The following is a 26126-nucleotide window of genomic DNA, read 5'->3' on the forward strand; positions in this document are numbered from 1 at the left end:
GAGCGGGTTCATGGCAGCGGCAGCAGAGCAGGCCGGCGCCGACCTGGCCGAGGCATGCGACGCGGCGGTGCAGACGATCAGCCGCAAGCTGATCTCCCGGGCGGCCGACACCCAGGAGGCAAACCGAAATCGCAGTGTCCGAAATCCGTGACCTGCTCGGATCAGATCCGAGCTGGCGGAATAGTAGGTGACCCAGTCGCAGCCAGAGACGGCTGTGAACCGGCCTGGATCGCGGCAATCCGACCGGGCGCGCGCGGCACAGCGCGTGGAACACCAGCCTACAAAGCAAGTCAGCAACGCTGGTAGGACACCAGCTCGCCGCGCGCCGGGGACATCAGGATTCTGAAGTGGCGAGCCAGGCGCTGCACGTCGACGGGCGCGTGGATCAGCGTGCCGATCTCAAGGTTGGCGCCCAGTGCCCGGCCGGTGAGGTTCGCGCTGCCGAGCAGCACCTTGGCGTCGTCCACGATGATGAACTTGGCGTGCATGACGGCGCCCGCGGGTCGCCGGTGCTCGGGCCAATGCCACACGTGCACTCCCGGTATCGCCGCGAGCCGGGCCGCGGCGTCGGTGCCACGCGTCTCGGCGATGGCGTCGACCTGGACCGCGCGGGCCGCGGCCGCCGCCAGATCCGCGGTGATGTCCGCGACGTCGTTGGTCGCGTAGGTCGCGACCAGGATGGTCCGCTCGGCCCCGGCGATCAGGCTCGACGCGACGGCCGCGGTGTCGCGTACCGGTTCGGTGCGGTCGCGCGGTCCGGAGATCACCCACTCCAGCGCGTGGTCCGCGTCCCATGCCTCGTACTGCGCCGCGGCGGTACGCAGCGCGAACGCGAGCGTCGCGCCGTACGGTCGCGGTTCGGCGGCGCGCCACTCGGTGGACAGCCGCTCGGCCAGCGGCCCGAGGCCGGTGCCGCCGGGCCTCGCTTCGAGCAGCGCCGCCGTGAGCGCGGGCCCGGGGCCAGGGTGTGCTTCCAGCACCTTGACCCAGGCTTCGATGTGCGCGGGGCCGAGGGCGGTCGCGATGCTCGCCATCGTCTCCGGGAGCCGGGAGCGGGATGAGAGCGGTTCGTTCATCAGGCGGCGGTGGCCGGCAGGCCGAAGAAGCCGAGGCCGGTGCCGCTGTGCGCGAAGGTGTCCACGAGCAGCGCGCGGTCGAGGTAGCGGTTGCCTGCCTCGCAGGAGGTCTCGGCGGCGAACAGGCAGGCGTGGCACGCGGCGCCGTGCAGACGGCCGTGTTCGCGCGGGTCGTGCTCCGAGCACAGCGGGTCGGAGCCGCACAGTTGCGCGGACTCGATCGCCTGGCCCAGCAGCGGGATGAGGCGGTCGCGCTCCCCCAGGCTGACCAGTCCGCCGAGCGTGCCCTCGCTGTCGGGCGCCGCCGTGTAGAGCAGGAGGCCGGCCATGGGCTGCTCGCCGCTCCTGGCGTAGATGCGTTCGCTGATGCCGGAGGCGCCGTAGCCGCATTCGAGGGCGAATTCGCGGATGAGGCAGTGCGCGAGGGTGTGCAGCAGGATGTAGCGCACCCCGGGCCAGTCCAGTTCGACGCCCATCGTCTGGCACCATTTCGCGTGCGCGGCGCGCAGGACGCTCGCGCGTCTGTGTACGGCGTCGAGTTGTTCCCAGCGGGCGATCCGGGCCTCGTCGAAGCGCAGGAAGATCCCTTCGCCGCGGGTTTCCGCGCACGGCACCCAGCTGGGCGGGTTCGAGCTGATCGGCGCGCAGCGCCGGTTGTCGGCGCCGACCGCGCCGGCGGAGGTGTCCCAGTCCGGCGCGTCGAGGCGGGTGAACGCATACAGGGCGCTGACTTCACGCAGCTTCGTCACGCGCACGATGTCGGCAAGCGCGCCGACCGGTGCGCTCTCGCCCGGGGCGGCGATGCGTCCGCGTTCGCGGCGTGTGGTGAAGTCGTCGAGGCTGTGTTCGCGCTGGTCGGTGAACGCGGCCCATTCGGGTACACGCAGGTCGACGGCTTCGTCCGGGGAGTCCGCGTCGCCGCCGCCGCCGCTGCCGCTGTTGCTGTTGCTGCTGCCCGGCGTCGTCGCGGCGGCGGCGTGCAGCGCGGCGATGGTCCGGTACACGCTCTCGATGCCGAATTGTTCGAGGTCGCGCCAGGAATACTGGGTCGGAAGCAGGGCTTTGACGGTCTCGGCGGGCAGTGGGGCGAGGAGGCTCAGCGTCTCCCAGTGTTCGCGCACGGCTTGTTCGACCGGTTCGTCCGTGCGCGGGAGGGAGAAGACTTTCAGTTGCATGGCGAACCAGCTGTTGGTGGCGCCCAGGGCGAGGGTGCGGGTCTGTTCGCCGCAGGGGTCGAATTTCTCCAGGTGGGGGTGGCGGCCGCGGCAGGCGGGCAGGTTGGCCTGTTTGGTCTGGCCGATGGCGTCGGCCATGCTGCGGCTGGCTCCGCATGAGCAGATGACGAAGATGTTCGCCGCCTCGCCGGTGGTGCCGCGTTCGACGAGGGTCAGGGTGTGGCCGGGGTCTTCGTCGACGCCGCCGTGGACGAAGTAGAGCCAGGGGAAGTCGTCGAGGTGCCCGTTGGGGCAGGCGAGGACGAAGCGCGCGGGTAGCGCCGTGGCCGGTACGCGGTGGTTGTGCACGTAGCGGGTTTTCTCGGGCGCGTAGTTGTTGGGTTTGAGGGTGAACAGGCCGGAGCGGGCGCGGGCCAGCAGGTTGCAGGACAGGTTCGAGCAGCGCAGCCACCCGGGGAAGACCTCGACGGGGACGCCGATGCCGGCCCAGTTGCCGAAGGGGTCGCGGGTCCTGGGTTGGTGCGGGGGCAGGCGCAGTTGGGCGACCTGCGGCCCGAGCTTGCGGCGCACGGCGGTCAGCAGGCGTTGTTCCGTGACGACGGCGGCGTTGCCGGGGTCCCAGCGGTCCAGGCCCATCACCATGACGGACAGGTTGGGCAGGTCGGCGATCGAGCCGATGCCGAAGGTGTGCAGCAGTTGACTCGGGCGCAGTTCGCCGACCCGCAGCCGGTTGTCGGTGGGTGCGGTCGCGGTCACTGGTCGGCTCCTGTCCTGGTGGTAACTGTGCCGGTGGTTCCCGTGCCGGCGGCTCCCGTGCCGGCGGTTCCCGTGCCGGTGGTTCCCGTGCCGGCGGCTCCCGTGATGGTGTCCGCTGCGCCGCCGCCCGCCGCGTTCTGGTCCTCGTCGCTCGCCCGGGCCGCCCAGGCCGGCTCGTCAGTGTCCTGATCGACCTTGGTGTGGCTGTCGGGGTCGTGGCTGAGGATGAGCTGGATTCCCGGTTCGACGTTGCGCAGCGAGGTCGGGCAGGTGAAGCGGGTCCACGCGCCGGTTTCGGGCTCGCGCAGCAGGGCTTCGATGTCGCCGGACTGCGTGCCGCGGCCGACCCGGTAGCCGAGCCTGATGCCGGGTGCGCGTCTGCGCCGTTCCCAGTAGTCCAGCCGGTCGTCGAGGTGGCGCTGTATCTGCTCGCCGATGGCGCGGTGCCCGGTCACGTCCAGCGCGCGGCGCCGCAGGTACTGAGTGACGTGGTCGGCCAGTTCGGAGTCCCGGGTGAGGTAACCGGCACCGAGGTTGGTGTTGTAGTCGGGTCGCAGGTCCCGTACGAGCGCGGCCAGGACGCCGGACAGGCCGCGGTCGATGGCCCGGTCCGCGAAGGGCGTGACGGACAGCGCCTCGACGTGCTGGTACATGGTCGCGTGGAAGGCTTCGAAGGATTCGTAGTGGGACAGGTCGCGCGGCCGGGCCCAGTTGTAGACCGTGAAGACGAGGCCCGGTGCGGCCCGGCCGACGCGGCTGGTGGCCTGGATGTATTCGGCCGGTGACTTGGGCTGGTTGGCCACGATCATCGCGCCGAGCCGGGGGACGTCCACGCCGACGGCGATCATGTTGGTGGCCAGCAGCACGTCGACGGCGCGGGCGCTCTCGGCGCGCTGGCCCTCGGACCCGGACCGGCTCGGCCCGGCGTCGGGGCCGTATCCCGCGGATCGCCCGGTGTAGGAGCGTTCGAGTTCGGCCAGGACGGCCGGGATGTCCTCGTTCGACATCCGGGAGGTCAGTTCGCGCAGTTGCGGTTCGCGCCGGTTGGCCAGGCCGCGTTCGGCGGCCCGGCCGACGCGGGTGGTCACGTCGTCCTCGACGAGGCGGCGCATCCCGCCGAGGTCGCGCAGCGAGTTGAAGTACCCGACGACGGTCATGTACGGGTCGGTGATCTCGTTGCGGCCGTACTTCTCGTGCAGCGCGTGTGCCGCCGCCAGCAGCGCGACGTAGACCCGGATGTGCGTGTTCTTGATCCGCGATCCGTGCGCGCACAGGCCGACGTAGAGGCGGCCGGGCCGACTGCCGGGGCCTTGGACGGGGCGGGTGCGGGCGAAGAACGAGTCGTCGGCGTCCAGACCGGGCGGCGGGAAGATCCGGGTCTCCCGGTTGAACAGCGCCCCGATCTGTTTGCGGGCGCGGCGCACGGTCGCGGTGGAGGCGATCACCTTGGGCCGCACGTATTTCCCGGGGCCGCGCTCCCAGGTGGCGAGCCGGTCGACGGCCGATTCGTAGAGCCCGACCAGGGAGCCGAGCGGGCCGGAGATCAGGTGCAGCTCGTCCTGGACGATCAGGTCCGGCGGCCGGATGCGCGCGCCGGGCAGGATCCGCGCGGGCGGCAGCGCATCGGTGGCCTGATGGCCCGTGGCGCTTTCCCAGGCGGCGCTGGTGGTTTCGGCGGCCAGGTGCCCGTGCCGTTCGCAGTACCGGTCCACGCCGCCGAACAGCGTGCGGGTCGCTCCCTGCCAGGGCAGTTGCGCGAACTTGTCCACGGTGGCGATCACCAGGGAGGGCAGCAGCCGGTAGAGCTCCTCGTCGGTGACGACCACCGGCAGGCCGGGCTCTGCTCCGTGCGCACCGGAATACTCGCCCATGGGCCCGAAGGGGCAGTACATCACGTCGGGGCAGCGAACCCACGTACGGCGCAGGCCCTTGAGATCGACGGTGACGGCGCGGGCCGCTTCGAGCGCGCTGCCGCACCACGGGCAGTGGGTGAGCTGGTGCGGGCTGCCGCCGCCGAGCCGGGGCCGTCCCTTGTCCCGGTTCAACTCCCGCACCCATTCCTCGGCCCGGTCCACACTGTTGGGGGTCACGTCGCCGCCGACCCACAGTCCGATCCGGAACGGCTCACTGCCCCACCGCGCGGTGTCGGCGCGGCGCAGGACCTCGCAGGCACAGATGAGCGCGGCGGCGCGGTAGAACTGCTGGATCGTCAGCAGCCGCAGCGTATACCGCATCAGTACCGCGATTCCCCGGTCGGCGCGGTAGCCGCCGTATTCGGATTCGGGTTGCAGGCGCCGGATGGCGAGGGTGAACGCGGTCAGTCCCAGGTATGCCTCGGTTTTCCCGCCGCCGGTGGGGAACCAGAGCAGGTCGGCGATCGCGGCCTCGGTGTCGGTGGAGCGCTCCGGGTGCCCGGGGTCGGCCAGCGCGGGCAGGTTGAGCAGGAGGAAGGCGAGCTGGAACGGCCGCCAGGAGCGGTTGCGCGCGGCGCGCTCGTCCGCGTCGGCGGCGGCGACAGCCTGATCGGGTAACAGGTTCGGGTCGCGGCGGCGTTGCGCGGCGGCGATGGTGTGGATGCGCTGCTGGTGCATCGCGCTGTTGGCGAACCGGAACGCGGCCAGCGCGCGCTCGTCGCGCAGGCCGGGTGGACCGGTGAGCAGGTCGATGCCGGCTTCGATGCGTGTCGCGGCTTCGCGCGCGGCGGTCAGGGTGTCGCGGATCTCCGGCCTGAAGCCGTCGAGTCGTGCTTCGGGTTGCCCCGCGTGGCGCTGCGCACGCTCGATCCAGGCGCGGTAACCGGTGACCAGCGGTAGCAGCGCGGCGCGCAGCGGTTCGGCTTCGAGAGCGGCGAGCACCTTCATGTCGAGCACGAGGGAGGCCAGTTCGGGCAGGTCCGGGTCGGCGGCGGCGTCGGGTACGTCGGTGGCCGGCAGTTCGTGCTGCGGCGCGGTGGCGGTGACGATGCGCCGGGCCCGCATGGGGTCGCCCGGGTCTACGTGCGCGTGTGCGCCGCAACTGTGGCCGATGGCGAATTCGGGCAGGAGCCGGTAGGCCATGGCGAGCCGGCGTTGTTCGGCCCGGTCGGTGGCGTCTCCGCCTTTGCTGGTGCGGTCCGCGGGGCGGCGCGGCAGGAAGCACGCGGTGTCGTTCGCCGATCGCGCGGCCAGTTCGGCCTGGAACACCCACGGCCGCACGCCGATGCCGGATTGGGTGTTGACGAGGAACAGGGTCACCAGCCACGCGTCGTCGTGCCAGCGCACACGGCCGCGCACCTTGACGTCAGGGACCTGTGGGTCGAGGGTTTGCGCGGTGATCGTGCCTTCGGCGAGCTTGACCGGGATCTCGCCGCCGCGCGGCTGCCGCTGGTAGCGGCGGGCTTGTGGCCGTTCGGGGTCGGCCACACTCGTGTATTCGCCCCAGGTCGCGGAGACGAGCAGTTCGGTGACGGTGCCTTTGACGCGCGCGGTGAATCCGAGGGATGACGGTACGAGCGAGGGTGTGTTCGGTGCCTGGGTTTCCGGGTCCGTGCCGTTGTCGTCGGTGTCGCAGCTGTCGCTTTCGGCGAGCGTGTCGAGTTGGTCGGGTGCGACTTCGGTGCCGTTGGGGGCGAGTTTGCCCAGGACGTACCATTCGCGCGGGTCGTTGCCGAGTTGTTCTTCGTCTCCGTGGACGGGTCCGCGCAGGTCGCGCACGACCATGGCGGCCAACTCGTCGCGCACCTCCTGCGGGGTCGGCGCGCGCAGAATCGACCCGGGGCCCGGTCCGGTATCTGGCCCTGACCCGGGGTTCTCGGCGGACGAGTCCTCGACGGAGAGTTGTTCGCTCACGCGCTACACGATACGTGGCCGCGCCGACAGGGCGGGTGAGGTTTGCGGGTTGAGCTGCCGGGATGCGGCGAAGACGGCGGCGTCGGCTTCGCCATTTGTCAGAAGAGCCGGTCGTCGTCGCTGCCGGGGATGAGGCTCATCTGGGTGCTGAGGCCCGGGACAGTCGGGGCGGCGGTGGCGCGAGGGGACGCGGCTCGTTTCGCGGAACTCTTCTTCTTGTCGTGCAGGCCGAGCCTGACCTCTTCGGCGTAGCGGGACTGGTTCAGTTCGAGGAGACGGTCAAGGATCTCAACCTGGGCTGCGGGGTCGATGGTGTAGCGCAGGCCGTGGGTTGTGACGTGGAAGTCGTGGTTGAGGTCGAGGTCTGCCCAGTCCGCGCAGTCAGGGGTTTGCTGGTAGGCGCGGAAGACGGCTTCGTCGATGAGCTTGTGGATGGCGCGAAGCTCGACGATATCCGGGTCCTGGTTGGCACGGTCGTGGAACTCGTTGTAGAGCTTGGTCAGCCCGAGATTGCGGTCAAGCATCGTCGCAGAACGGAACTCGTGCAGTCGCGTGCCAAGGTCGCGGAGTTCGTCGGTGAGGTTCGGCTGAGCGAACGTCTCGAAGCCATCTGACGGTGTGTAGCGGAGGCGCGTCTCAAGGGTCGAGTTGCCCTTCTCCGTCCACCACGCGAAGTGGAACGCACTGGACAGCAGCGCAAAGAACGCCGCGTCGTCCGAGGCAAAGACGCCAAGCATGTGCGAGAAGACGGTGCCGGTCGGGACCATCGCAATCGCGCCGTACTTGCTCACGAGCGAGATCACGATTACCCGCTCCAGCCCCTCAATCGCCTTCCGCAGCGCTGGCGCCACCTCACCGTGGCGCCACCAGTACCTCCTTCGTTGTTCGCGCGCGTTCTTGTCGCGAATCGGCTTTACGCGCTCGACAACAACTTCAAATGGTCTCGTATACCTCGCGGCGCGACTCTCATCCCAGTCATTGAAGTCGATCACCCACCTACTCGGCGAACAATCTGGGCGCGAGTTGAGGTCGTCACCGTTGAGATACGGGAAGACGACTTCTTTGTTACGGGGATCAGCCGTGAGCAGCGAAGCCGCCTCGTCAGGCTCGAGAACGAATCCGATTCCGACAAGGTTCGATCCCTGAAACGCAGTATCCGCATTGCGCGCCAAGCGCTCCGGATTACCGGTAGCTCTCGATGCGGGATCGAGAGTCGGCGCAATGGACACAACCGGCTGTCGATCAAGAAAGCATTGCTCAGACTCGCCTGGCTGGCCGCACCATAGGAGCGACACCGAGACGTTCGCCGTCCCAGGCCACTTCTGAGACTTCACCGCGCGGTATACAGGGAATGCGCGACCATCCAGCTGGTCAAGACCAACCTCGCGCGTGTCTCCCTGCGCGATCGTGTTCGTAGCGATGATCCCGATCCGACCACGCGGCGCCGCCGCAGCATTGCGCAGCAGGAAGTAAGAGCACAGATCCGCTGATCCCCGGACTCCGCCCGCAAGCCGTGCCACCAAATAGTCGCGATAATCGTCGCCGTTGGACCCGGTGATCTTCTGTCCGCCCACGAACGGCGGGTTCCCCACTACCGCATCAAACGCCTTCTCCGGCCTACTACCCGACGACGTCCCCAGCACCTCCGGGAACTCCAGTGCCCAGTGCAGCGGCCGGATCGGCTCTTTCCTCGGCCCACTCGCCGGCCCCTTCAGCCAGCCATCGACCACCCGCCGCACCGCATCGTCAGCCGCCGAATCCCCGCTCAGCGCATCCGCCAGCTTCGGCGCAAGTCCCGCCAACCGATCGTCGTACGCATCGTCAGACTTCTGCTCCGCTGTCGAGAGCGCCGCGCCGACCACCGCATCCGCGACCAACCGCAGCTGATCCGTCAGCCCCTCCGCCTCCGCCAGCAGCTTCGCCTTCGCGTCCGCGTCGCGAATATCGTTGTCCGGCATCGACTCGATCTCGCGCCGTAACTCCGCCGCCCGGCTGAACAACGGCGCGGCCCGCTCCTGCAACAGGTTGATCAGCACGTCGTTCTGAACCATCTGCCGCGACGGGTCCAAATGGAACGCAGTGATCTGCTCGGCGGTGATCGTGCCCACCAGCGAGTCCCCGCACCGCAGCGCGTGGTCCACGAACGAGAACGGCCGCCCCTTCGCCAACGTCACCAACCACAGCGACAGCTTGCCGAGCGAAACCGCCATCGGGTCCCGGTCCACGCCGTACAGACACCGGTCCACGACCATCCGCCGCGCCGCGAGCAGCAACAGATCCCGGTCCTCGACGCCCGCCAGATCCTCCGGCCGACCATCCCGCTCCCACGCCTCCACCACGCGCTCGCTCAAGTATCTGCACGCTGAGACGAGGAACGCGCCGGAACCCATCGCCGGATCCAGCACCCGCAACTTCAGCAACTGCTCTCCGGGCAGCACATTGCCCAGCGCTGCCGGAACTCCATCGGCCGGACCCGGCCGGTAGCACAACGGCTCAAGCGTGTACTTCACGACCTCCTCGGCCAGCGAACGCGGCGTGTAGTGCGTGCCGGTATTCCGCCGATCGCCGACCTGCGTGATGACCAGCGAGCCAGTAGGGAACACCGTCGGCAGGCCCCGCAGATCCGTGCGCAGCAGGCCGTGGAACGGTTTGACCGTCTCGGCCAGCTGCGCGTCGTTGTCGCAAGCGGCATGCAGGTTCGCGTATTCAATCTCCGCGACGGGCCTCGTCAGGCCCTTCGCGACCTGCGTATCCGTCGCGCCAAGTGCCGCCTTGAGCTCCTGCTCCAGGGCCGACTGTTGCCACGACAGCACCTTCGACAGCGGGATCTCCGGCTCGTTCTTCCCCATGAACCCGAGGTAGGGCTCCTGCGCGCGCAGACACGAAAACTCCAGCAGACCCTCGTACACGTGCCCGATCTGCTCGACGTCCAAGCCCTTATACGAGAGCCGTTCCGGCGTGTCGCGGCGCCTGCCGTTCTTGTCGATCCGCAGCATCAGCAGCGCATCCAGGATGCGATAGACGACGCGGTCGGTCACCTGCATCGGCTCAAGCCAAGGGAACTCCCCCGGATCGAACAGCGAACCGCCATACGCCGGGATGCGCAGATCCGGGTGCATGCAGCCGTCGTGGATCGCGCGGAAGAGCGCGAGCAGACGCGGCCAGGCGGCGGCCTGCCGGTCGCCGATCTCGGCGCCCTCGCGCGACCTCGACTCGTGCAACTGCTCGTACAGCGAGCCGACCGCGTACGACTCCTGATACAGCGGGTCGTCGATCGGCAGCAGCCGCTGCTCCTCCGCGTACAGCAGGAACACAGCCCGCAGCATCACGGTCAGCGCCGCGCGGTAGACGGCCGGCGGCTCGACCTGGACCAGCAGCTTCAACCCCGCTTCCCGATCCAGGCGGGACAGTTCGCCGGTGAGCAGTTCCACCGCCAGCAGAACCTGTTTGCCCAGGGTGTTGGTGACCTCGACCGTGTCTTCCGCAGTGCGGGCGATCAGCGCCGCGAGCGAACCGGTGAACTCACCCCTCGCATCGCGTTCCGGCAGCGCGGCGCGCTCCGGCCGCAGCAGCGTGACGAAGGCCCGCAGCAGCAGCGGCTCCTCCAGCCAAAGGTCCGGATCGAACCGCGCGACGCTCACCGGCTGACTCGCCCGCGCATGCACCAGCACGAACTCGCGTCCGTTCGTCAACAGCGCCAGCGGCACCCGGCGCGCACGACACAACGCAGCAGCCTGATCGATCGCGGACACCGACTGATGCCGCGCCGGCTTGTCCAGCCGCGTGCGCGCACCCTCCGGCCACGGCAACCGGTACACCAGCACCCGCTCCTGCGGTCCGCTCTCGCCGCCGCCCGGCGTCGGCGGCCCGACCAGCACACCGTTCGGGCGCAGCGCACCCTCACCATGGAAGCCCGCCACATTCACGCCCGCCGCGCCGAGACCACCGAGACCGCCCGGCACACCATCGCGCCACACCTGCCCGCGCCAGCCCAGCAACTCGCCGAGAACCAGCTCCTGCCAAGCGCTGCACAACCCGTACGGATCCTGCTGCACCTCAGCCCACGCCTGCCGGATGCGGGCCGTCCGCTCCGTATCCAGCTTGTCAAGGCCCTGCGGATACGCGTCGGCGCGCGTGAGCACGGACACCGACAGGAACGGGCCGTCCGGGCGCAGCAGCCCGAGCCATTCGGCGTGCTGATCGGCCGGGCTCTGCTCGGTACGCACCGCGCGCTTGGTGCGAGTCATCGCCATACGCGCCGCCATGACAGATCAGCTCCCGTGGGCCAGCGACGCGGGGACGAGGAAGGTCACGGCCGCGGCGAAATGCCGCGGGGACGGATCGGCATAATGCCTGCGCAACGCCTCAGTCTCCTGCGCCTCAAGCTGCGGCAACTGCTGGTAGCGGCGTTCCAGTGCGCTGCGGTCCTGCCGCGCCTGATCCCGCTCCTCCCCGACCGCGAGCAGATCCAGCTGCTCATAGCGCTGGCTGTCGCTCAGCGCGCTCTCGATGTTCCGGCGAAGCTCCGCGAGCACGACGCGCATGTCCTCGATCTCCTGCGCACACCGGCGCTCCAAGGTCTTCGCCTGCTTACGCGCCGCCTGCTCGGAGGTCCTGGCCAGCGCGCCGGCCAGGTCAGGACCGAGCCGCGGCCACAGCTCGGCCAGCTGCTCCCGCATCGCGCCCGCAGGTTCGTCCCCGCCCGCCGCGCCGAGCCACGCGCGCAACTCCTCGGCCGGCCGCGTCACCAGCCCTCCGGCCTCGATCCGGCCGCCCGCCAACACGACCTCCTCATGCAGGCGAACCCCCGAAGCCCCGGTGATCACCACGCGGCCGTGCGCGACGACCGCCGGAACACGCAACAGGTCGCCGGGAACGAGCCGGGCCGTCACCCGGCTCAGCCGCGCCGCCTCGCCGCCCTTCCACAGTTCCGCGCGCAGCAACCGCAGGCACATCTGCACGAGACGGTGACCGAGGTGCAGCAGCACCACGCTGTTGGTCCTGCCCGTCACCCGGTCGCCGTCGAAAGTGACCGGACGCTCCTTGCCCGTGACCGGATGCCGCAGGCCGTCGTTGCGCGCCGCGGCCCACGCACCGGGCAGCTCCGGCAGCGTGAAACAGCGTCCTTCGAAACCCTTCGGCGGCTGCGCCTCGGTCAGGTCGCGGCCGTGCGCGAGACGCAGCGCGGTACGCACGACGTGCTCCAGCGTCCGCGGCGAGAGCCCCATCGCGTCGCGCGAACCGTCCAGCGCCGCACTGAGCTCCTCAAGCCGGTCGCGCAGATCGCGCTCGATCCGCAGCAGCGCGCGAGAAGAACGCTGCGCGATCTCGCTCTCCGCGCCGCGCCAGTCGGTGCGCTTGCCGAGCATCTTCTGCTCCACCTGACGCGCGATCACATCACCGGCCGAACCGAGATCCTCGCGGATCTGCTCGACCTTGCGCACCGCGGTGCTCAGGAAACGCAGCTCGTCCTCCAGCGAGCCGTCCGCATCGTCCGAGCCGTCCGAGCCGCCGATGTCGCCGGCCATCCGGCCGCCGCGCTCATCCCAGCCCTCGGGCACGAAGTGGTAGACCTCGACCCTCGGCGCGCTCTGCCCGTGCCGGTCGATGCGGCCGTTGCGCTGCTCCAGCCGGTTCGGGTTCCACGGGATCTCCCAGTGCAGCAACCGATGGCAGTGATTCTGCAGGTTGATACCCTCGCTCGCGGCGTCCGTGGCCAGCAGGATGCGCACCGGGGAGTTGGCCGGATCGTCCTGGAAGACCTCCTTGACGCGGGTGCGCTCGTCCTCGTCCTGGCCGCCGAAAAGCTGCGCGATCCGCTCCCTGGGAACGCGGGCGTCGTTGATCAGCCGCTCGTAAAGCCAGTTCTGGGTGTCGCGGTACTCGGTGAAGACGATGACGCGCTCATCGGACCAACCGCCCTCGGACCGGCCCCCATCGGACCGGCTCTCATCGGACCGGCCGTCCGCACCGGAAGCCCCGCCAACGCCACCGGCTCGGCCCGAGCGCACGATCGGGTCGAGCCACGCGCGGAACGCGGTGAACTTGTCGTCCGGGCGGTGCGCGGCGTCGCGTGCCCACTTCTCCAGGCGCTCAAGCAACTGCTCCTCCCGCGCGTTCAGCGGCTCGACCACCCGGCGAGCCGCCGCCAGCGCATCGGCGCTGACCTGTGCGAAAGCCCTGTCGTCCTCGGCGCTCTCCTCGACCTGCTCGAACAGCGGCCGCAACACCCGGGGCGCAAGCTCCTTCGTCTCCGCCCGGGCAAACGCGTCCGCGCCGCGCCGCCGCATGGTCTCCCGATGCACCGAGATCGTCTCCGCGAACGCGTGCGGACTGGAAAGGAACCGCTTCTTCAGCAGCATGATGACGAACTCCTCGGCCGTCTGCTGCGCCGCCGCCCCGGCGCGCGAGCGCCGACTGGCCGCATACTCGCCGAGCAGCGCGTGCGCCGAACGCGAATCCTCGCCATAGCTGACCTGCACGGCGTCGAGCACCCGCTGCGGGAAGCGCGGCGAACCGTCCCAGCGCGGCGGCAGATCCCGCTTGAGCCGGCGCACCATCACCTTCGCCTTCTGCTCCTCGGTCGGGCGCACCCCGCGGGCGAAACGGTGATCGTCGAGCAGTTCGAGCAGCGCCTCGAAGGACTCCGGATAGCCGTTGTGCGGCGTCGCCGAAAGGAACAGGCGATGCTCGCAATGCGGCGCCAGCGTCTTGATCGCCTTGGTACGCAACGAATCCACGGCGTACTTCCCGCTGCCCGCCGGCGCGCAGGTGTGCACCTCGTCCACCACCAGCAGGTCGAACGCGCGCGGATACTGCGGCACGCCGGGCAGGACCTCGCGCAGCAGCCGCAGCGGACGCTCCCGCTTCAGCCAGTCGATCGAAACGATCAGCCGCGGATAATGCGTCCACGGGTTCGCATACAGCCCCTGCGAGCGGCGCAAGTCCTTGAGCAGGTCGGTATCGAGGACCCGGAATTCCAGCCCGAACTTGTCCCGCATCTCCTCGTGCCACTGCCGCGTCAATCCCGCCGGGCACACGATCAGCATCGTGCGCGCCCGGTGACGCAGCATCAGCTCCTGCATCACCAGCCCGGCCTCGATCGTCTTACCGAGGCCGACATCATCGGCGATCAGCAGATTCACGCGCGGCATGCGCAGCGCCCGTGCGACCGGGTCCAGCTGGTAGTCCTCGATCTGGATGCCGGAGCGGAACGGGGCCTGAAGCGCGCGGGTGTCCGCCGAGGCCACCGCGCCCCAGCGCACCGCGTGCAGGAAGGCGTCCAGCAGATCCGGCCGGTCGAAGCCGCGGCGCGGATCCGGCAGCGCACCCGACTCGCTCACCCCGGCGCCCGGCTCCAACTCCCAGATGACGCGCAATTCCTCGTTCCCGGCGTCGGAGTCCACCGAGACCAGGCTCACCAAATGCTGCGGCGGCGTCGTCAGATCGGCCAGCGGATCGTCCACGCGCACACTGGACGCCTCGACCCCGGCCACCACCCACGGCCGGTTGCGCACGGTGACCAACTGGCCGTCGCCCGGCACCGCCGCCCTCGCGACCTGCGTCATCCGCGCACCCCTCGCCGCTTCCACCACCTGCGGATCATCGTAATGCGCGCCGCCGGACCACCGGACCACCGGACCGAACTGCCGAACCGCAGGAGCGGCGGAACACCGGACCACAGCAAACCACAGCAAACCACAGCAGCGGCGGCGGCATCGCGCAGCGGAAGTCTACGGACACTCACAGGCACGAGGCAGCGCTACGCTGACATTCGTGCCGCGCCTGATGCTCGCCAGTGAATTCCTCCCCGCCTACGCCAAACTCGACCCGCCGGTGCGCGCGCGGGTGCAGTCCGTGTTCGGTAAGTTCGCCGAGCACACCTTCGCCGGACTGCACCTGGAGAAACTCCAGAACGCGCGCGACGAACGGGTACGCACGATCCGGATCGACAAATTCTGGCGCGGCATCGTGCTGGCCCCGGCCAGCGGCGACCAGTACTGCCTGATCAATGTCCTGCCACACGACGAGGCCATCGCGTACGCGCGAAGCCGGCTCTTCAGCGTCAACCACGCCCTCGGCGTCATCGAGATGCGCGACGCGGAGAAACTCGAACTGATCGCACCCGCGCTGCGCATCCAGGCGCAGGCGGCCCCTGAACGGCTCTTCGCGGCGTTCCCCGACAAGGACCTGCTGCGGCTCGGCATCGAACCAGACCTGCTGCCCCTCGTGCGGGACATCACCAGCGAAGCCGCGCTGCAAGCCGTCGAGCGGCTGCTGCCCCAGGCGCAGGCCGACGTGCTCACCGCGCTCGCCAGCGGACTGAGCGTCGAGGAGACCTGGGCCGAAGTCAGCGCCGGATACGCCGAACAGTGCGCCGCAGCCGAGAGCGTCGACACCGAGGACCTCGGCGCCGCCCTGAGCCGCAGCCCCTCCTTCGCGGTGGCCGTGGCTGGCGAAGCGGAACTCGCCGCGATCCTCGACCAGCCCTTCGACTCCTGGCGAGTCTTTCTGCACCCCAGTCAGCGCCGCCTCGCGTACGCGGCCTCATACGCGGGCCCGGCACTGGTCACCGGAGCCGCCGGCACCGGAAAGACGGTCGTGGCGCTACACCGCGCCGTCCACCTCGCGCGGCACCGGCCGGCGCTGCCGGTCCTGCTCACCACGTTCACGCGCGCGCTCTCCGACAACCTGCGCGCCTCCCTCGACCGGCTGGAAACCGGCCAGGAGGTGCTCGCCACCGTCGACGTGCAAGGGGTCGACCAGCTCGCGCACGCGGTCTTCAGCGAGCAGCGCGCGTCACTCGGCGAGCACTGGGCAGTGGCCACCGACGCGGACCAGGCCGCCGCCTGGCAGCACGCGCTCGATCTCACGCAGGCGCCCTTCGCGCCGGAGTTCCTCGCCGACGAATGGGAACACGTCGTCCTCGCCCAAGACCTCACCACCGCGGCGCAATACCTCGCCTGCTCGCGCGCCGGTCGCGGCGAGGCCCTCGGCCCACGGCAGCGCGAGCAGGTGTGGCAGGCCATCGACATCGCCGCCGCGCAGCTACGCGCCGCGAACAAGTGGACCTTCCTGCAGATCGCGGCCGAGGCAGCCCGCGTCCAAGCCGGCAAGAGCGCGCCGCGCTACCAGCATGCGGTCATCGACGAAGCACAGGACCTACATCCGGCGCACTGGCGACTCCTGCGGGCGTGCGTCGCCCCGGGCGCCGACGACCTGTTCCTCGTCGGCGACCCACACCAGCGGATCTACCGCAACAACGCCTCGCTGCGCGCACTGGGCATCGAGGTGCGCGGCCGCAGCAGGAGACTGACACTCGGGTACCGCAGCACCAGCGAGATCCTGGACTTCGCGGCCGGCATCCTCACCTGCCGGCAGGTCGCCGACCTGGCAGACGGGCAGAACAGCGACAGCCTCAGCGGCTACCGCTCCCTGCTGCACGGCCGCAAGCCGTTCACACGCGCCGCCGCGCATCGCGCCGAGGAACTCGACGCGCTCGCCGCACAGATCAAGACCTGGCTCGCCGACGGCGTGCCCGCCGCGTCGATCGCGGTCGCGGCCCGCACCAGGCACCTGGTCGACGAAGCCGCCGAGGCGCTGCGCGTGCACGGGCTCGAGGTGAGCACCATCGAGAAGGACGCGGGCCGGCAGCCGGGCGTACGCCTGTGCACCATGCACAAGCTCAAGGGCCTGGAATTCCAGTGCGTCGCCCTCGTGGCGATCGAGTCCGGCGTCGTGCCGCCGACGCGGCTCGGTGCCGACGCCGCCGACCTGCTGCGCGAACGCTGCCTGCTCTTCGTGGCCGCAACCCGGGCACGGGACGCCCTGTACATCTCCTACAGCGGCGACCAAAGCAGCCTGCTACCCACCCTGGTCGCGTAGCATGGATCTGAAGCCTGACCGCCGTCGCCGGTCTACGGTCTTGAGGCGGCTGTATTCGACAGACCCGCAAAACCGCTTCACGGCGGCGTGAAATAAGAATTCGGATATAGCTGCCCTGGTCAAGCCGTGGCCGAATTCCCCGAGCCGCCGATATCGCTTCCAGGTGATTCCCCGATCACGCGTGAAATGAACGATCGAGCGCAGTTCGCGGCGCCGTTCGCTCCCCGCCGCACCACCTTCCGCGCCCCTCCTCCCGGCCACCGGCACATATCCGACCCGCGTGAATACGTTCTCTGACCCGGCAGGCTTGACACACCGCCCCAGGTAAGTTCTTATTCTGATAATGTGCCGCAGCCGGAGGTAGCACGCACTTGGCTGACTTCATGATCGTGCTAGTACGGCAGCCGCCAATTGCTAGTTGACCAGGGTGTATGTGCGGTTGAGTCGTGCGCGGTGGTGGAACCAGCGGGCTCGGGCCTGGTGTCGGCGTCGCCAGGTGAGCCAGTGTTCGAGGTGCGCGTCGGGTTTGGCGCGGTGCAGGGCTGCGGCGAGCAGGTGTTGTATTTCGTGGACGGTCAGCGGGATCAGGCCGGGGTCGCGGGGCGGCGGCTGGTCTGGGCGCACCGGAGGCGGTGCTTGGGTGCCGGTGCGGCGCCTGAGCTACGCGGCGACGACGGCGCAGATCGCCAGGGCGGCCATGACCAACACGGTGTGGCGCGCGATGGCGGTGTAGAGGCGTGCCTGGCACTGGTCCAGGCCGAGGTAGTCCTTGCCGAACTGGTAGTTCTCCTCGCACGGCCAGCGCAGCCCGGCCGCTTTGATCAGCCGGGCCATGCTCAGCACCTGTCCTTCGGGCACGTGGCAGTAGTGGAAGGCCAACTCGCCGCTGCGTAGGTGGCGACGGATCAGCAGGTGGTGGCGTGGGCTGTCGGTGGCGATCCACGCCCAGGCGTAAGCCTGGATCGGCGGCGCTGCCGTACTCGGGCACCCAGCTGGGGCCCAGGCCCGACAGTTCGTAGCGGGCCATGTCGAGCAGCGGGGACATGCACACGGCGGCGGCATAGCGCTCGGGGTGCTGGGTGAGCGCCGCGCCGATCAGCAGCCCGCCGTTGGAGATGCCCATGATCGCGAGCCGGCCCGGCTGCGTCCAGCCCGCCTCGACCAGGTGCGCCGCGGCCGCGTCGAAGTCGTCGAAGCTGTTCTGCTTGCGGTCCGCGCACCCGTCGCGGTGCCACCGTTCGCCCTCGTCGCCGCCGCCGCGCACGCACGCGGCCGCGAAGACGCCGCCGGCCCGGGTCCAGGAGAGCACCTCGGGCGCGAACTTGGCCGACACCGGGGTGCCGAAGCCGCCGTAGCCGAACAGTATGGTCGGCCGCGGCCGATCCGGGCAGGCGCTCGGGCCGACCACGAACATCCGCACCGTCGTGCCGTCCCGCGAGGTGAACGACTCCTGACGGGCTGTCACGCCGAGGTGGTCGAAATCGCCGCCGCGCCGGCGGGCGGCCTCGCCGCCGGCTTGCCGGGCGGCCCCGCCGGCCCGCTCCCGTGGTCCTGGCGCGATGCGCGCGGCGGCCCACACCCGCGTGTGCCGCGTCCGCGCGTCGTAGTGCATGATCCGCGGTGGCGTGGCGAAATCCGTGTAGGCGAACCAGGCCTCGGATCCGCCGCCGGGGCGCACCGAGAAATCGCCGATCGTGCCGACCCCGGGCAGCGGCACCGTCCCGGTCTGCCGGCCGTCGGCCAGGTCGTGCACCGTGATCTCGGCCGCGCTGTGGCGCAGCCACGCCGCCAGGCCGACCGGACGCCCCGCGTCGCCGCCGTCGAGCACGGCGAAGTCCGTCAGCACCGCTCCCGGGCGTTCCGTGATCACCGTGCGCCAGGCGTCCGCCGACGCCCGCGCGGGCGTGCACGCCACGACACGGCCGAACGGCGCCTCGTGCCGGGTGCGCAGCCACATCGTCCCGTCGGGGCCGGTACCGGGCAGGATGTGCACTCGGGTGCGCGCCGACCCGCCGGTCTGCACCGGCCGCAACTCGGGCCGGTCCGGCGCGGCGACGGTCAGGTCGGCCAGATAGACATCGGAGCCGGGCGCCGTGCCCTCGGCGGCCGTGATCGTCAGCCAGCGCCCGTCCGCGGTGACGGCCACGGTGTAGAACTGGGTGCGCCCGCGCCCCTCGCCGAAGACCAGGGCGTCCGCGTCCGGGCGGGATCCGACCCGGTGCAGCCAGATCCGGCGGTGGTAGCGCCGGTCGCCGCACTGCGCCCCGGCCGGTGAGCACCTGACGTAGTAGAGCATTTCGCCGCCGGGCAGCCAGCCGAGCGACCGGCCCCGGATCCGGTCGATCGGGCCGTCGACGGTCAGCCCGCTGCGCACGTCGAGCACGTACAGCGACGCGTCCTCGGTGCCGTCGCGCGAGATCTGGTACGCGAGCCGGTCGCCTTCCACCGACGGCTGCCAGGCCTCCAGCGTGGTGCGGCCGGACGGGTCCGCCGCGTTCAGGTCCAGCAGGGGGCGCTCACGGCCGCCTTCCCGGACGAACAGCACGGGCAGTTCCTCGCCCGCCCGCTGCCGTGGGACGAAGATCCGGTCGCCGCGCACCTTGGGCGTCAGCACCCGGTCCAGCGCGCTGAACGCCGCCACGTGCGCGTGCCAGCGGTCCGCGTCCGGCCATTGTGCGCGCGCGGCGCTGTACAGGGTTTCCTGTTCGGCGGTCCAGCGCAGCACCCGCGGGTCGTCGGCGTCCTCCAGCCAGCGGTACGGATCGGGCACCGCCAGGCCGTGGACCGCGTCGCCTGGATCTTCGCGAGCCGCGTCGGGGTACCGGTGCGCGGACGCGGTCACAGGCGCCCGGTCTCGGCCAGGTAGTCGAGCAGCGCCGCGTCCACGGCGTCACGGAAGGCCGCGACGTCCGCGTCGTCCGGGCTGGGGTCGTACATGTCGCCGCAGGAGATCCAGCGCTCGCGTGTCTGCTCGGTCGGAAGGAATCCGTCCGTGGTGCTGCCGACCTGCCATCCCGGCTTGCCGGCGGTCTCCCAGCAGCTTGACAGCGTCCCGTCCGCGTTGACCACCGCGCCGTAGCGGCCGTCGCCGTATCCGCAGGTGCGGCAGGGTGCCAGCGCCCGCGGGCGCGGCACCTTGAAACCCAGTTCGAGCGCCTGGCGCTGCCAACGCGAGAACCAGGCGGAGAGGTTGCGGGTGTACTCCAGATCGTTGCCGTACCCGACGCCCATGTCGCGGATCTGGTCGAACGAGATGGTGCACCGCGAGGTGTCCAGCGCTGCCGCGAGCCGAGCCAGAAGGCTGTCGATCCCCCGGTAGTTGCGGTGCGAGACGTTGACCCGCAGCGCCCACGCGATCGGCGTGGCCTCGCTGGCGCGCGCCACGTTGTGGACGATGGCGTCGAAGGTCCCGCCGCTCGATCGGCGGATCCGGATGCGGTCGTGGTCCGGCTGGTCGCCGTCGAAGGTCACCTGGATGAAGCGCAGCCTGGCGTCCCACAGGTCCTTCGCCAGCTTCGGGGTGAGCAAGGTGGCGTTGGAGATCATCCAGGCGGAGGCCAGCCCGTAGTCGGCGGCCCGGGTGAGCAGTTCCACGCAACCGGACGGGTTCAGCAGCGGTTCCCCGCCGAACAGCAGGATGCTGAGCCGGTCGAGGCCGGAGGCGTCCATCTGGCGGCGGGAGAACTCCAGGATCGAGGTGATCCGCTCCGAGGTCAGCCGGGAGTGGGTGATCCGGGGCGGCCGGTTGCCGCCGCTGAGGTCCTGCCCGACGTTCTGGAAGCAGTATCCGCAGCCCAGGTTGCAGTCCGTGCTGGTCAGCACGGTCAGCGAGTACAGGTGGTCGGTCGGCGCGGTGAACAGTCCGCGCTCGCGCAGTTGCCGGTCCGCGGCCGGCCTGAGGGTGCCCTCGGGGGACACCTGCCCGGCGCCGAGCCGCGCGATGCCGCCGGGTCCGAGGAACCAGTAGTTCTTGCGGCCGGCGAGGATCCGCGTCCCGCCGAGCTGTCCGGCGCGGCTCTGCAGACCGGTGTGTTCCGGGCTCACGGCAACCTCCGTAGCGTTCGATATGCAGCGTTCTTCGATCCCCGGCCGCCCCATGGGCCCGCTGACGGCTTTCGCAGGACTCTCGTGGGTCGGGCGGGCGTCGCCGGACCCGACGAGGTGGTGCGTGGTCGGTGCCGGGCCATCCGGCCTCGCGGCCCGCCTGCCGTCACCGGGCAGGCCGCCCGTCGAGAGGCCGAATGTCCCGGGCCGATCCTCAGCTCACAGCTGTGAGGCGGAGTTGAACTGACAGCCCGCGTTCAGCTCCTCGTCCTCCTCGTCGCTGTGCGCGACGACCTCGATCTCGTCGGTCTCTCCGGGAGCCGTCTCCGCGGCCTCGGGCTCCTGGTCCTCGAGTTCCGGCATTGCGCCCTCCTATCGTCGGTCACACTGCGGAGCCGGTACCGCTCCGCTGACTTACCGTGACCGTAGGCGGGCCCGGTTCGGCGCCGTTCAAAGCGCGGTACGGATCCGGTTAATCAGCAGGCTGCGTCCAGAGCCGCACTCGCGCCGGCAACGGATACGTACGGGAAACGGGAACTGAAGCGGGAGTGGAGAGGGTGCCGGGACGGCACGGTACCGAGGACTGCGGCTGGTGCGGCAATCACCGCCTGCACAGTGAGATAGGTCACGTTCTCCCGCCAGAAGCGGAGCAGAGCCCTGTCTCACCTGCCACATGGCGCAGACGCCTCTCCTCGAATCCCAACCGTCGTGCCTGGGTCGACGACCGATATGCTCAGCGTCCTGAGAGGGGTTGACGGATCGTCAGATACCACGTGACCATTTGTCCATGACGGAACTTCCTCGGTTGCCGTTCGACAACCCGGGCATCATCGGCATCGCGCCCCAGATGCTCGCGCTGCAAAAGGAGGGGCCGATCACCAAGGTGCGGACCGCCGGTGAAGACGCCTGGCTGGTCACCCGCTACGACGAGGTGCGCACGCTGCTCGCCGACCGCAGGCTCGGCCTGAGCCACCCCGACCCGCAGCGCTCGGCCGAGAACGCGGCCAGGGGCTTCATGGTGGCACTGATGGCCGGGGACGACTTCGACACCGAACGCCCCAGGCACGCGCAGATGCGCTCGCTGCTGGTGCCACGGTTCTCGCCGCGCCGGATGAGGCTCATGAAGAGCCGGATCGACCAGCACGTGGAGGAGCTTCTCGACCAGTTCGCCGCCGGCACCCCTCCGGTCGACCTGCATCGGGCGCTGTCGTTCCCGTTGCCGACCATGGTGGTGTGCGACCTGCTCGGCGTGCCGCTGGCCGACCGGGAGCGGTTCGGGCTGTGGGCGAGAGGCACTTTCGACCAAAGCGACAACGAACGCGCGGCGAACACGTTCGGCAAGGTCGTCGACTACATCACCGAACTGGTCGTGCGCAAGCGGTCCGAGCCGGGCGACGACATCCTCTCCGAATTGATCGCCGAGGACGGCGGCGCCCTGTCCGACGCGTACATCGCCCAGTTGGGCTGCGCCGTGCTGTTGTTCGGCTACGAGACCACCATCGTGCGCATCGACCTGGGCACCCTGTTGCTGCTGCGCAATCCGCGCCAGCGCGCCCTGCTGGCCGAGCGTCCGGAACTGGCGCCGGCCGCGGTCGAGGAGATCCTGCGCCTGGGGGTGGGCGGCAAGGGATCCAACGCGCTGATACCCCGCTACGCGCACAGCGACATCGCCGTCGGCGACACGGTGATCCGGGCCGGGGACGCGGTGAGACTCGCCATCGGCGCGGCCAACTACGACGACAGGGTGTTCCCCGACAGCGACCTGTTCGACGTGACCCGGGTCAAACCCAAGACACACCTGGCCTTCGGCGGCGGCACCCGGCACTGTATCGGCCGCGTGCTGGCCCGCATCGAGCTGACCGCGGTGTTCGAGCGGCTCTTCCGGGTCCTGCCCGACCTGCGGCTCGCGGTGCCGGAGGAGTCGCTGCGCTGGCAGGAGCACCGGATCACGGGCGGATTCGACGAAATCCCCGTCACCTTCTAGGCATCCGGCACGAGCGGACACGCAGCAGTCCACCGTTGACGGCCGGGCGGCACCAGCGCTCCTCACCCCCACGCACAGACGTCACGAGGACAAGGAACCATGACGGACACTTTCAGCGACTACGCCGACTGCACCCCTCTGCTCGACGACCGCGAGGCCCTCGACCGGTTCTACGACGAACACGGCTACGTCTATCTGCGCGGCGTCATGGACCGCGAACTCGTGCGGAGCGCCGCCGAGCAGATGCTCGAAGGACTGATCGCCCTCGGCCACGCCGCGCCCGGCACGACGCTCGACACCCTCGCGATCGAGTCCTTCGAGGCGGTCGACGAGGTCGCGATGCACGGCTACGTGAAGTACGACGAGTTCTGGAACCACCCCTCGACCGTGAAGGTCTGGGAGAAGGTCTTCGGCGAGCCCGTGTTCGTCTTCAGGTCGACGACGATCCGCTATTACCCCTCCGCCGCCGGATCAGCGGAACCCAGCTTCCTGACACCGCTGCACCAGGACGGGTTCTACATAGGCCCGAACAAGGACTTCCGCACCGTGTGGCTGCCGCTGATGCCGACGACCCGCGCCATCGGCGGCGTGGCGATCGCCGACGGCAGCCACAAGAAGGGCCCGCGCGAACACGTCCTCACCGAGAACTTCCGCCGATTCGGCCACCCCGTGCGCGGCGTCCCGGCGCGGCATTTCGGACCGGACGAGCGACTGCTGTTCTCCCCGATGGAACCGGGCGACGTGCTGCTCTTCCACGCCTTCACATGTCACAAGTCCATCCCGAACGTCTCGGTGAACCCGGCCGGCATGCGGATGTCGATGGACACCCGCGTCCAGCCCGCCGCCTCGCACCGCGGATTCAATGCGCTCACTCCCTGGCCGGAGTCCGCGAAGGACGCCTCCAAGGGAATCCTGTCGAAGATCACCGGCACCCCCACCACCGTCGAGTGACCTCGTCGCACCCGCCGCAACCGTCCCCCTCACGAACGCCTGGTAGGCAGCGCATGACCGAACGCGAGGACCTCGCCCTGCTGAGGAAACCCGACGCGGCACCGCGGCCCCCGGCCGGCCCGGAACCGGCCGCCGCGGGACTCAGCGGCATCGCCCTCGTGGTGGTGCTCACCGGATACGCCCTGTCCATCGTGGACGCCTCCATCGTCAACGTGGCGCTGAGTTCGATCAGCCACGACCTGCACGGCGGCCCCGCCGCCCTGGAACTGGTGGTCTCCGGCTACGGCCTGACCTACGCCCTCGGGCTGGTGATGGGCGGACGGCTAGGCGACGCCTTCGGGCGGCGCCGTCTTTACGCCTACGGGCTCGCGGCCTTCACCGCCACCTCGGCGCTGTGCGGGCTGGCCCCGACCATCGAACTGCTCGTCGCGTTCCGTCTGCTGCAGGGCGCCGCCGCCGCCATGCTCGTGCCGCAGGTGCTGGCGACGATCCAGGCGGCCACGAAGGGGCAGGCGCGCGCCCGCGCCATCGGCATGTACGGCGTGACCGCGGCCCTCGGCATGGTCGTCGGGCAGATCCTGGGCGGGCTGCTGGTCTCGCTGGACGTCGCCGGGATCGGCTGGCGCGCGGTCTTCGCGATCAACGTCCCGATCGGGGCGGCCGCGCTGCTGGCCGTCCGGCGCGTGCCCGCGACGAAGGCCGGCGCGAAGCCGGGTTTCGACCCGGTCGGCACCGCGCTGTTCGGCGTCGCCATGATCTGCGTCCTGGCCGTGGTCGTCGCAGGGCCCGACCTGCACTGGCCGCTGTGGCTGTGGTCGCTGCTCGCGGTCGCCGCGGCCGGGGCGCCGGCACTGGCGCGGGTCGAACGCGGGCTGGAGGCGCGCGGCGGCTCACCGCTGCTGTCCCCGTCAGTGCTCTCCCACCCGGGGATGCGCAGGGGCCTGGCCGCGGTGGTGCCGTTCTCGGCCAGCTTCGGCGCGTTCCTGTTCGTCTACGCACTGATCGCGCAGGGGCACTTCGGCTTCACCGCACTCGCCTCCGGCGGCGGGCTCGCGCCCTTCGCCGTGGCGTTCTTCGTGGTGGCGCTGTACACCCCGCGCATCGCGGGAGCCCTGGGCGGCCGGATCGTCACCCTGGGCGCGCTGGTCCAGGCGGCGGGCCTGCTGCTGCTCGCGCTGGTGATCCAGCTGGGCTGGCCGCGTCCCTCGTTGGCGCTCGTGCTGGTCGGGATCGCCCTTTTCGGCGCCGGCGCGGCGCTGACCGGGCCGACGCTGTTCCGGATGATCCTCGCCGACGTACCCGCCGCACAGGCCGGCATGGGCAGCGGGGTGCTGGTGACCAGCCAGCAGATGGCGACCGCGCTGGGCGCGACCGTCGGCGGAACACTCTACGTCTCCCTGTCCGGCTGGCTGTCGACGGTGTCAGCCGCCGTACTCGTCATCGCCCTGCTGATGTGCCTGTCGGTAACCGTCCTGGTGATCAGCCTGAAGCTTCCCGACCCGAGCTGACGCCCACACCCCGCCCGCGGCGCGATCCGATCCGGATCTTCTCAGGCGACGGCGCGCCGTGCGTCGGCGTACCCGCGCGCAGAAGCGAAGAGAGCGGAGAGCAGCACTGTGCATTCGAAGACACCGAAATCGGAAGCGGCGCAGTCCAAGACAGCGCGTTCGCGGACACGCACGGCCGTGGTGACCGGTGCGGCCGGCGGCATCGGCCTCGCCCTCAGCGCCCGCCTCGCACGCTCCGGCGCCGCCGTCGTCATGGCCGACATCGAAGCCGATGCCCTGCACCGCCGGGCCGCCGAACTCACCGCGCAAGGCGCCGTGGTCACCGCGGTGACCACCGACCTGACCGACCCGGACGCCGTGGCACGGCTCGCGGACGCGGCGTTCGGCGCGCTCGGCGACATCGACGTGCTCTGCAACAACGCCGGGGTGCTCGGCCCCGTCGGACAACCCCTGTGGGAGGCGCCGCTGGAGCGGATGCGGGAGGTCTTCGAGGTCAACTACTGGTCGCGCGTCCTGGTGGCCCGCGCCTTCGTCCCCCGGATGCTGGAGCGCGCCCGGCCGGCCCATCTCGTGCACACCGCCTCGATGTCAGCCTTCGTCGTCGGCGCCGGCAGCGCCGCCTACGCCGCCTCCAAGCACGCCGACCTCGCGGTCGCCCGCAGTCTGCGCGCCGACCTGCGGGGCACCGCGATCCGGGTGTCGGTGCTGTGCCCCGGCCGAGTCGACACCCCCATGGTCAAAGGCCTGATCGCCCCGCGCGGCGCGGGCGGCGAGAGCACGGTGAGCGCCGAGCACGTCGCCGAACTGGTGTGTGACGCCCTCGGCTCCGACCGCTTCTACCTCTTCAGCAACGAGGACACCGCGCCGCGGCTGCGCGACCAGTTCGACGAGGTGTGGCGTCATCTTCCCCTTCCGCCCCC

General features: G+C 70.3%; 13 protein-coding genes and 2 pseudogenes. 6 read left to right on the forward strand and 9 right to left on the reverse strand.

What is annotated here, in order from left to right; translation table 11 throughout:
* Positions 1 to 10: 10 nt before the first annotated feature.
* Positions 11 to 151, forward strand: coding sequence for a hypothetical protein (locus KGA66_RS14390; protein WP_211468610.1), 141 nt, complete (start codon positions 11 to 13; stop codon positions 149 to 151).
* Positions 152 to 290: 139 nt separating this feature from the next.
* On the opposite strand, the gene drmC is transcribed toward KGA66_RS14390, so the two are convergent.
* The 5 genes from drmC to drmD all read right to left on the reverse strand — a co-directional run bounded on the left by drmC (position 291) and on the right by drmD (position 14402).
* Positions 291 to 1076 carry a DISARM system phospholipase D-like protein DrmC gene (gene drmC, locus KGA66_RS14395; RefSeq protein WP_211468611.1) on the reverse strand — a complete coding sequence of 262 codons (786 nt, stop codon included), beginning with the start codon at positions 1074 to 1076 and terminating at the stop codon, positions 291 to 293.
* Positions 1076 to 3007: a DUF1998 domain-containing protein gene (gene drmB / locus KGA66_RS14400; protein WP_211468612.1), complete on the reverse strand. Its 1932-nt coding sequence runs from the start codon at positions 3005 to 3007 to the stop codon at positions 1076 to 1078. The genes drmC and drmB overlap by 1 nt, the downstream gene beginning before the upstream one ends.
* Entirely contained in the window at positions 3004 to 6834 is a 3831-nt protein-coding gene (gene drmA, locus KGA66_RS14405; protein WP_211468613.1) for a DISARM system helicase DrmA, read from the reverse strand. The genes drmB and drmA overlap by 4 nt, the downstream gene beginning before the upstream one ends.
* 98 nt (positions 6835 to 6932) lie before the next feature.
* Positions 6933 to 11099: an Eco57I restriction-modification methylase domain-containing protein gene (locus KGA66_RS14410; protein ID WP_211468614.1), complete on the reverse strand. Its 4167-nt coding sequence runs from the start codon at positions 11097 to 11099 to the stop codon at positions 6933 to 6935.
* A gap of 6 nt (positions 11100 to 11105) precedes the next feature.
* Positions 11106 to 14402: a DISARM system SNF2-like helicase DrmD gene (gene drmD / locus KGA66_RS14415; protein ID WP_211468615.1), complete on the reverse strand. Its 3297-nt coding sequence runs from the start codon at positions 14400 to 14402 to the stop codon at positions 11106 to 11108.
* Positions 14403 to 14610: 208 nt separating this feature from the next.
* Here drmD and KGA66_RS14420 point away from each other — a divergent pair, with 208 nt between their 5' ends.
* Positions 14611 to 16719, forward strand: coding sequence for a UvrD-helicase domain-containing protein (locus KGA66_RS14420; RefSeq protein ID WP_211468616.1), 2109 nt, complete (start codon positions 14611 to 14613; stop codon positions 16717 to 16719).
* 414 nt (positions 16720 to 17133) lie between these two features.
* On the opposite strand, the pseudogene KGA66_RS32475 reads toward KGA66_RS14420, so the two are convergent.
* From KGA66_RS32475 to KGA66_RS14435, 4 genes and pseudogenes are all read right to left on the reverse strand, one after another.
* Positions 17134 to 17673: pseudogene (locus KGA66_RS32475) on the reverse strand (IS701 family transposase); the annotation flags it as partial.
* Between the two features lie 73 nt (positions 17674 to 17746).
* Positions 17747 to 19561, reverse strand: a pseudogene (locus tag KGA66_RS31605) (prolyl oligopeptidase family serine peptidase); the annotation flags it as partial.
* Complete coding sequence (locus tag KGA66_RS14430) at positions 19558 to 20763, reverse strand: radical SAM protein (protein ID WP_211468617.1); 1206 nt, start codon at positions 20761 to 20763, stop codon at positions 19558 to 19560. The gene KGA66_RS14430 and the pseudogene KGA66_RS31605, both read right to left, overlap by 4 nt.
* A 219-nt stretch (positions 20764 to 20982) precedes the next feature.
* On the reverse strand, positions 20983 to 21126 hold the full coding sequence (locus KGA66_RS14435; RefSeq protein WP_211468618.1) for a hypothetical protein: 144 nt from the start codon (positions 21124 to 21126) through the stop codon (positions 20983 to 20985).
* A 424-nt stretch (positions 21127 to 21550) separates the two neighbouring features.
* Here KGA66_RS14435 and penM point away from each other — a divergent pair, with 424 nt between their 5' ends.
* The 4 genes from penM to ptlF form a co-directional block, all read left to right on the forward strand.
* Positions 21551 to 22747: a pentalenolactone synthase gene (gene penM, locus KGA66_RS14440; protein WP_211468619.1), complete on the forward strand. Its 1197-nt coding sequence runs from the start codon at positions 21551 to 21553 to the stop codon at positions 22745 to 22747.
* Between the two features lie 99 nt (positions 22748 to 22846).
* Positions 22847 to 23698, forward strand: a complete 852-nt coding sequence (gene ptlH, locus KGA66_RS14445; protein WP_211468620.1) for a 1-deoxypentalenic acid 11-beta-hydroxylase — start codon at positions 22847 to 22849, stop codon at positions 23696 to 23698.
* A gap of 53 nt (positions 23699 to 23751) precedes the next feature.
* Positions 23752 to 25206, forward strand: coding sequence for an MFS transporter (locus KGA66_RS14450; protein WP_211468621.1), 1455 nt, complete (start codon positions 23752 to 23754; stop codon positions 25204 to 25206).
* Between the two features lie 177 nt (positions 25207 to 25383).
* The coding region (gene ptlF / locus KGA66_RS14455; RefSeq protein WP_312886914.1) for a 1-deoxy-11-beta-hydroxypentalenate dehydrogenase at positions 25384 to 26126 on the forward strand (743 nt) is incomplete at its 3' end.

Origin of the sequence: Actinocrinis puniceicyclus (assembly GCF_018283645.1) — a bacterium.
Taxonomy (GTDB): Bacteria; Actinomycetota; Actinomycetes; order Streptomycetales; family Catenulisporaceae; genus Actinocrinis; species Actinocrinis puniceicyclus.

Coding starts and splice junctions, on each gene's coding strand:
- ptlH (WP_211468620.1), top strand. CDS start 22,847: ATGACGGACACTTTCAGCGACTACGCCGACTGCACCCCTCTGCTCGAC.
- drmC (WP_211468611.1), bottom strand. CDS start 1,076: ATGAACGAACCGCTCTCATCCCGCTCCCGGCTCCCGGAGACGATGGCG.
- KGA66_RS14410 (WP_211468614.1), bottom strand. CDS start 11,099: ATGGCGGCGCGTATGGCGATGACTCGCACCAAGCGCGCGGTGCGTACC.
- KGA66_RS14450 (WP_211468621.1), top strand. CDS start 23,752: ATGACCGAACGCGAGGACCTCGCCCTGCTGAGGAAACCCGACGCGGCA.
- penM (WP_211468619.1), top strand. CDS start 21,551: ATGACGGAACTTCCTCGGTTGCCGTTCGACAACCCGGGCATCATCGGC.
- KGA66_RS14435 (WP_211468618.1), bottom strand. CDS start 21,126: ATGCCGGAACTCGAGGACCAGGAGCCCGAGGCCGCGGAGACGGCTCCC.
- KGA66_RS14390 (WP_211468610.1), top strand. CDS start 11: ATGGCAGCGGCAGCAGAGCAGGCCGGCGCCGACCTGGCCGAGGCATGC.
- drmD (WP_211468615.1), bottom strand. CDS start 14,402: ATGACGCAGGTCGCGAGGGCGGCGGTGCCGGGCGACGGCCAGTTGGTC.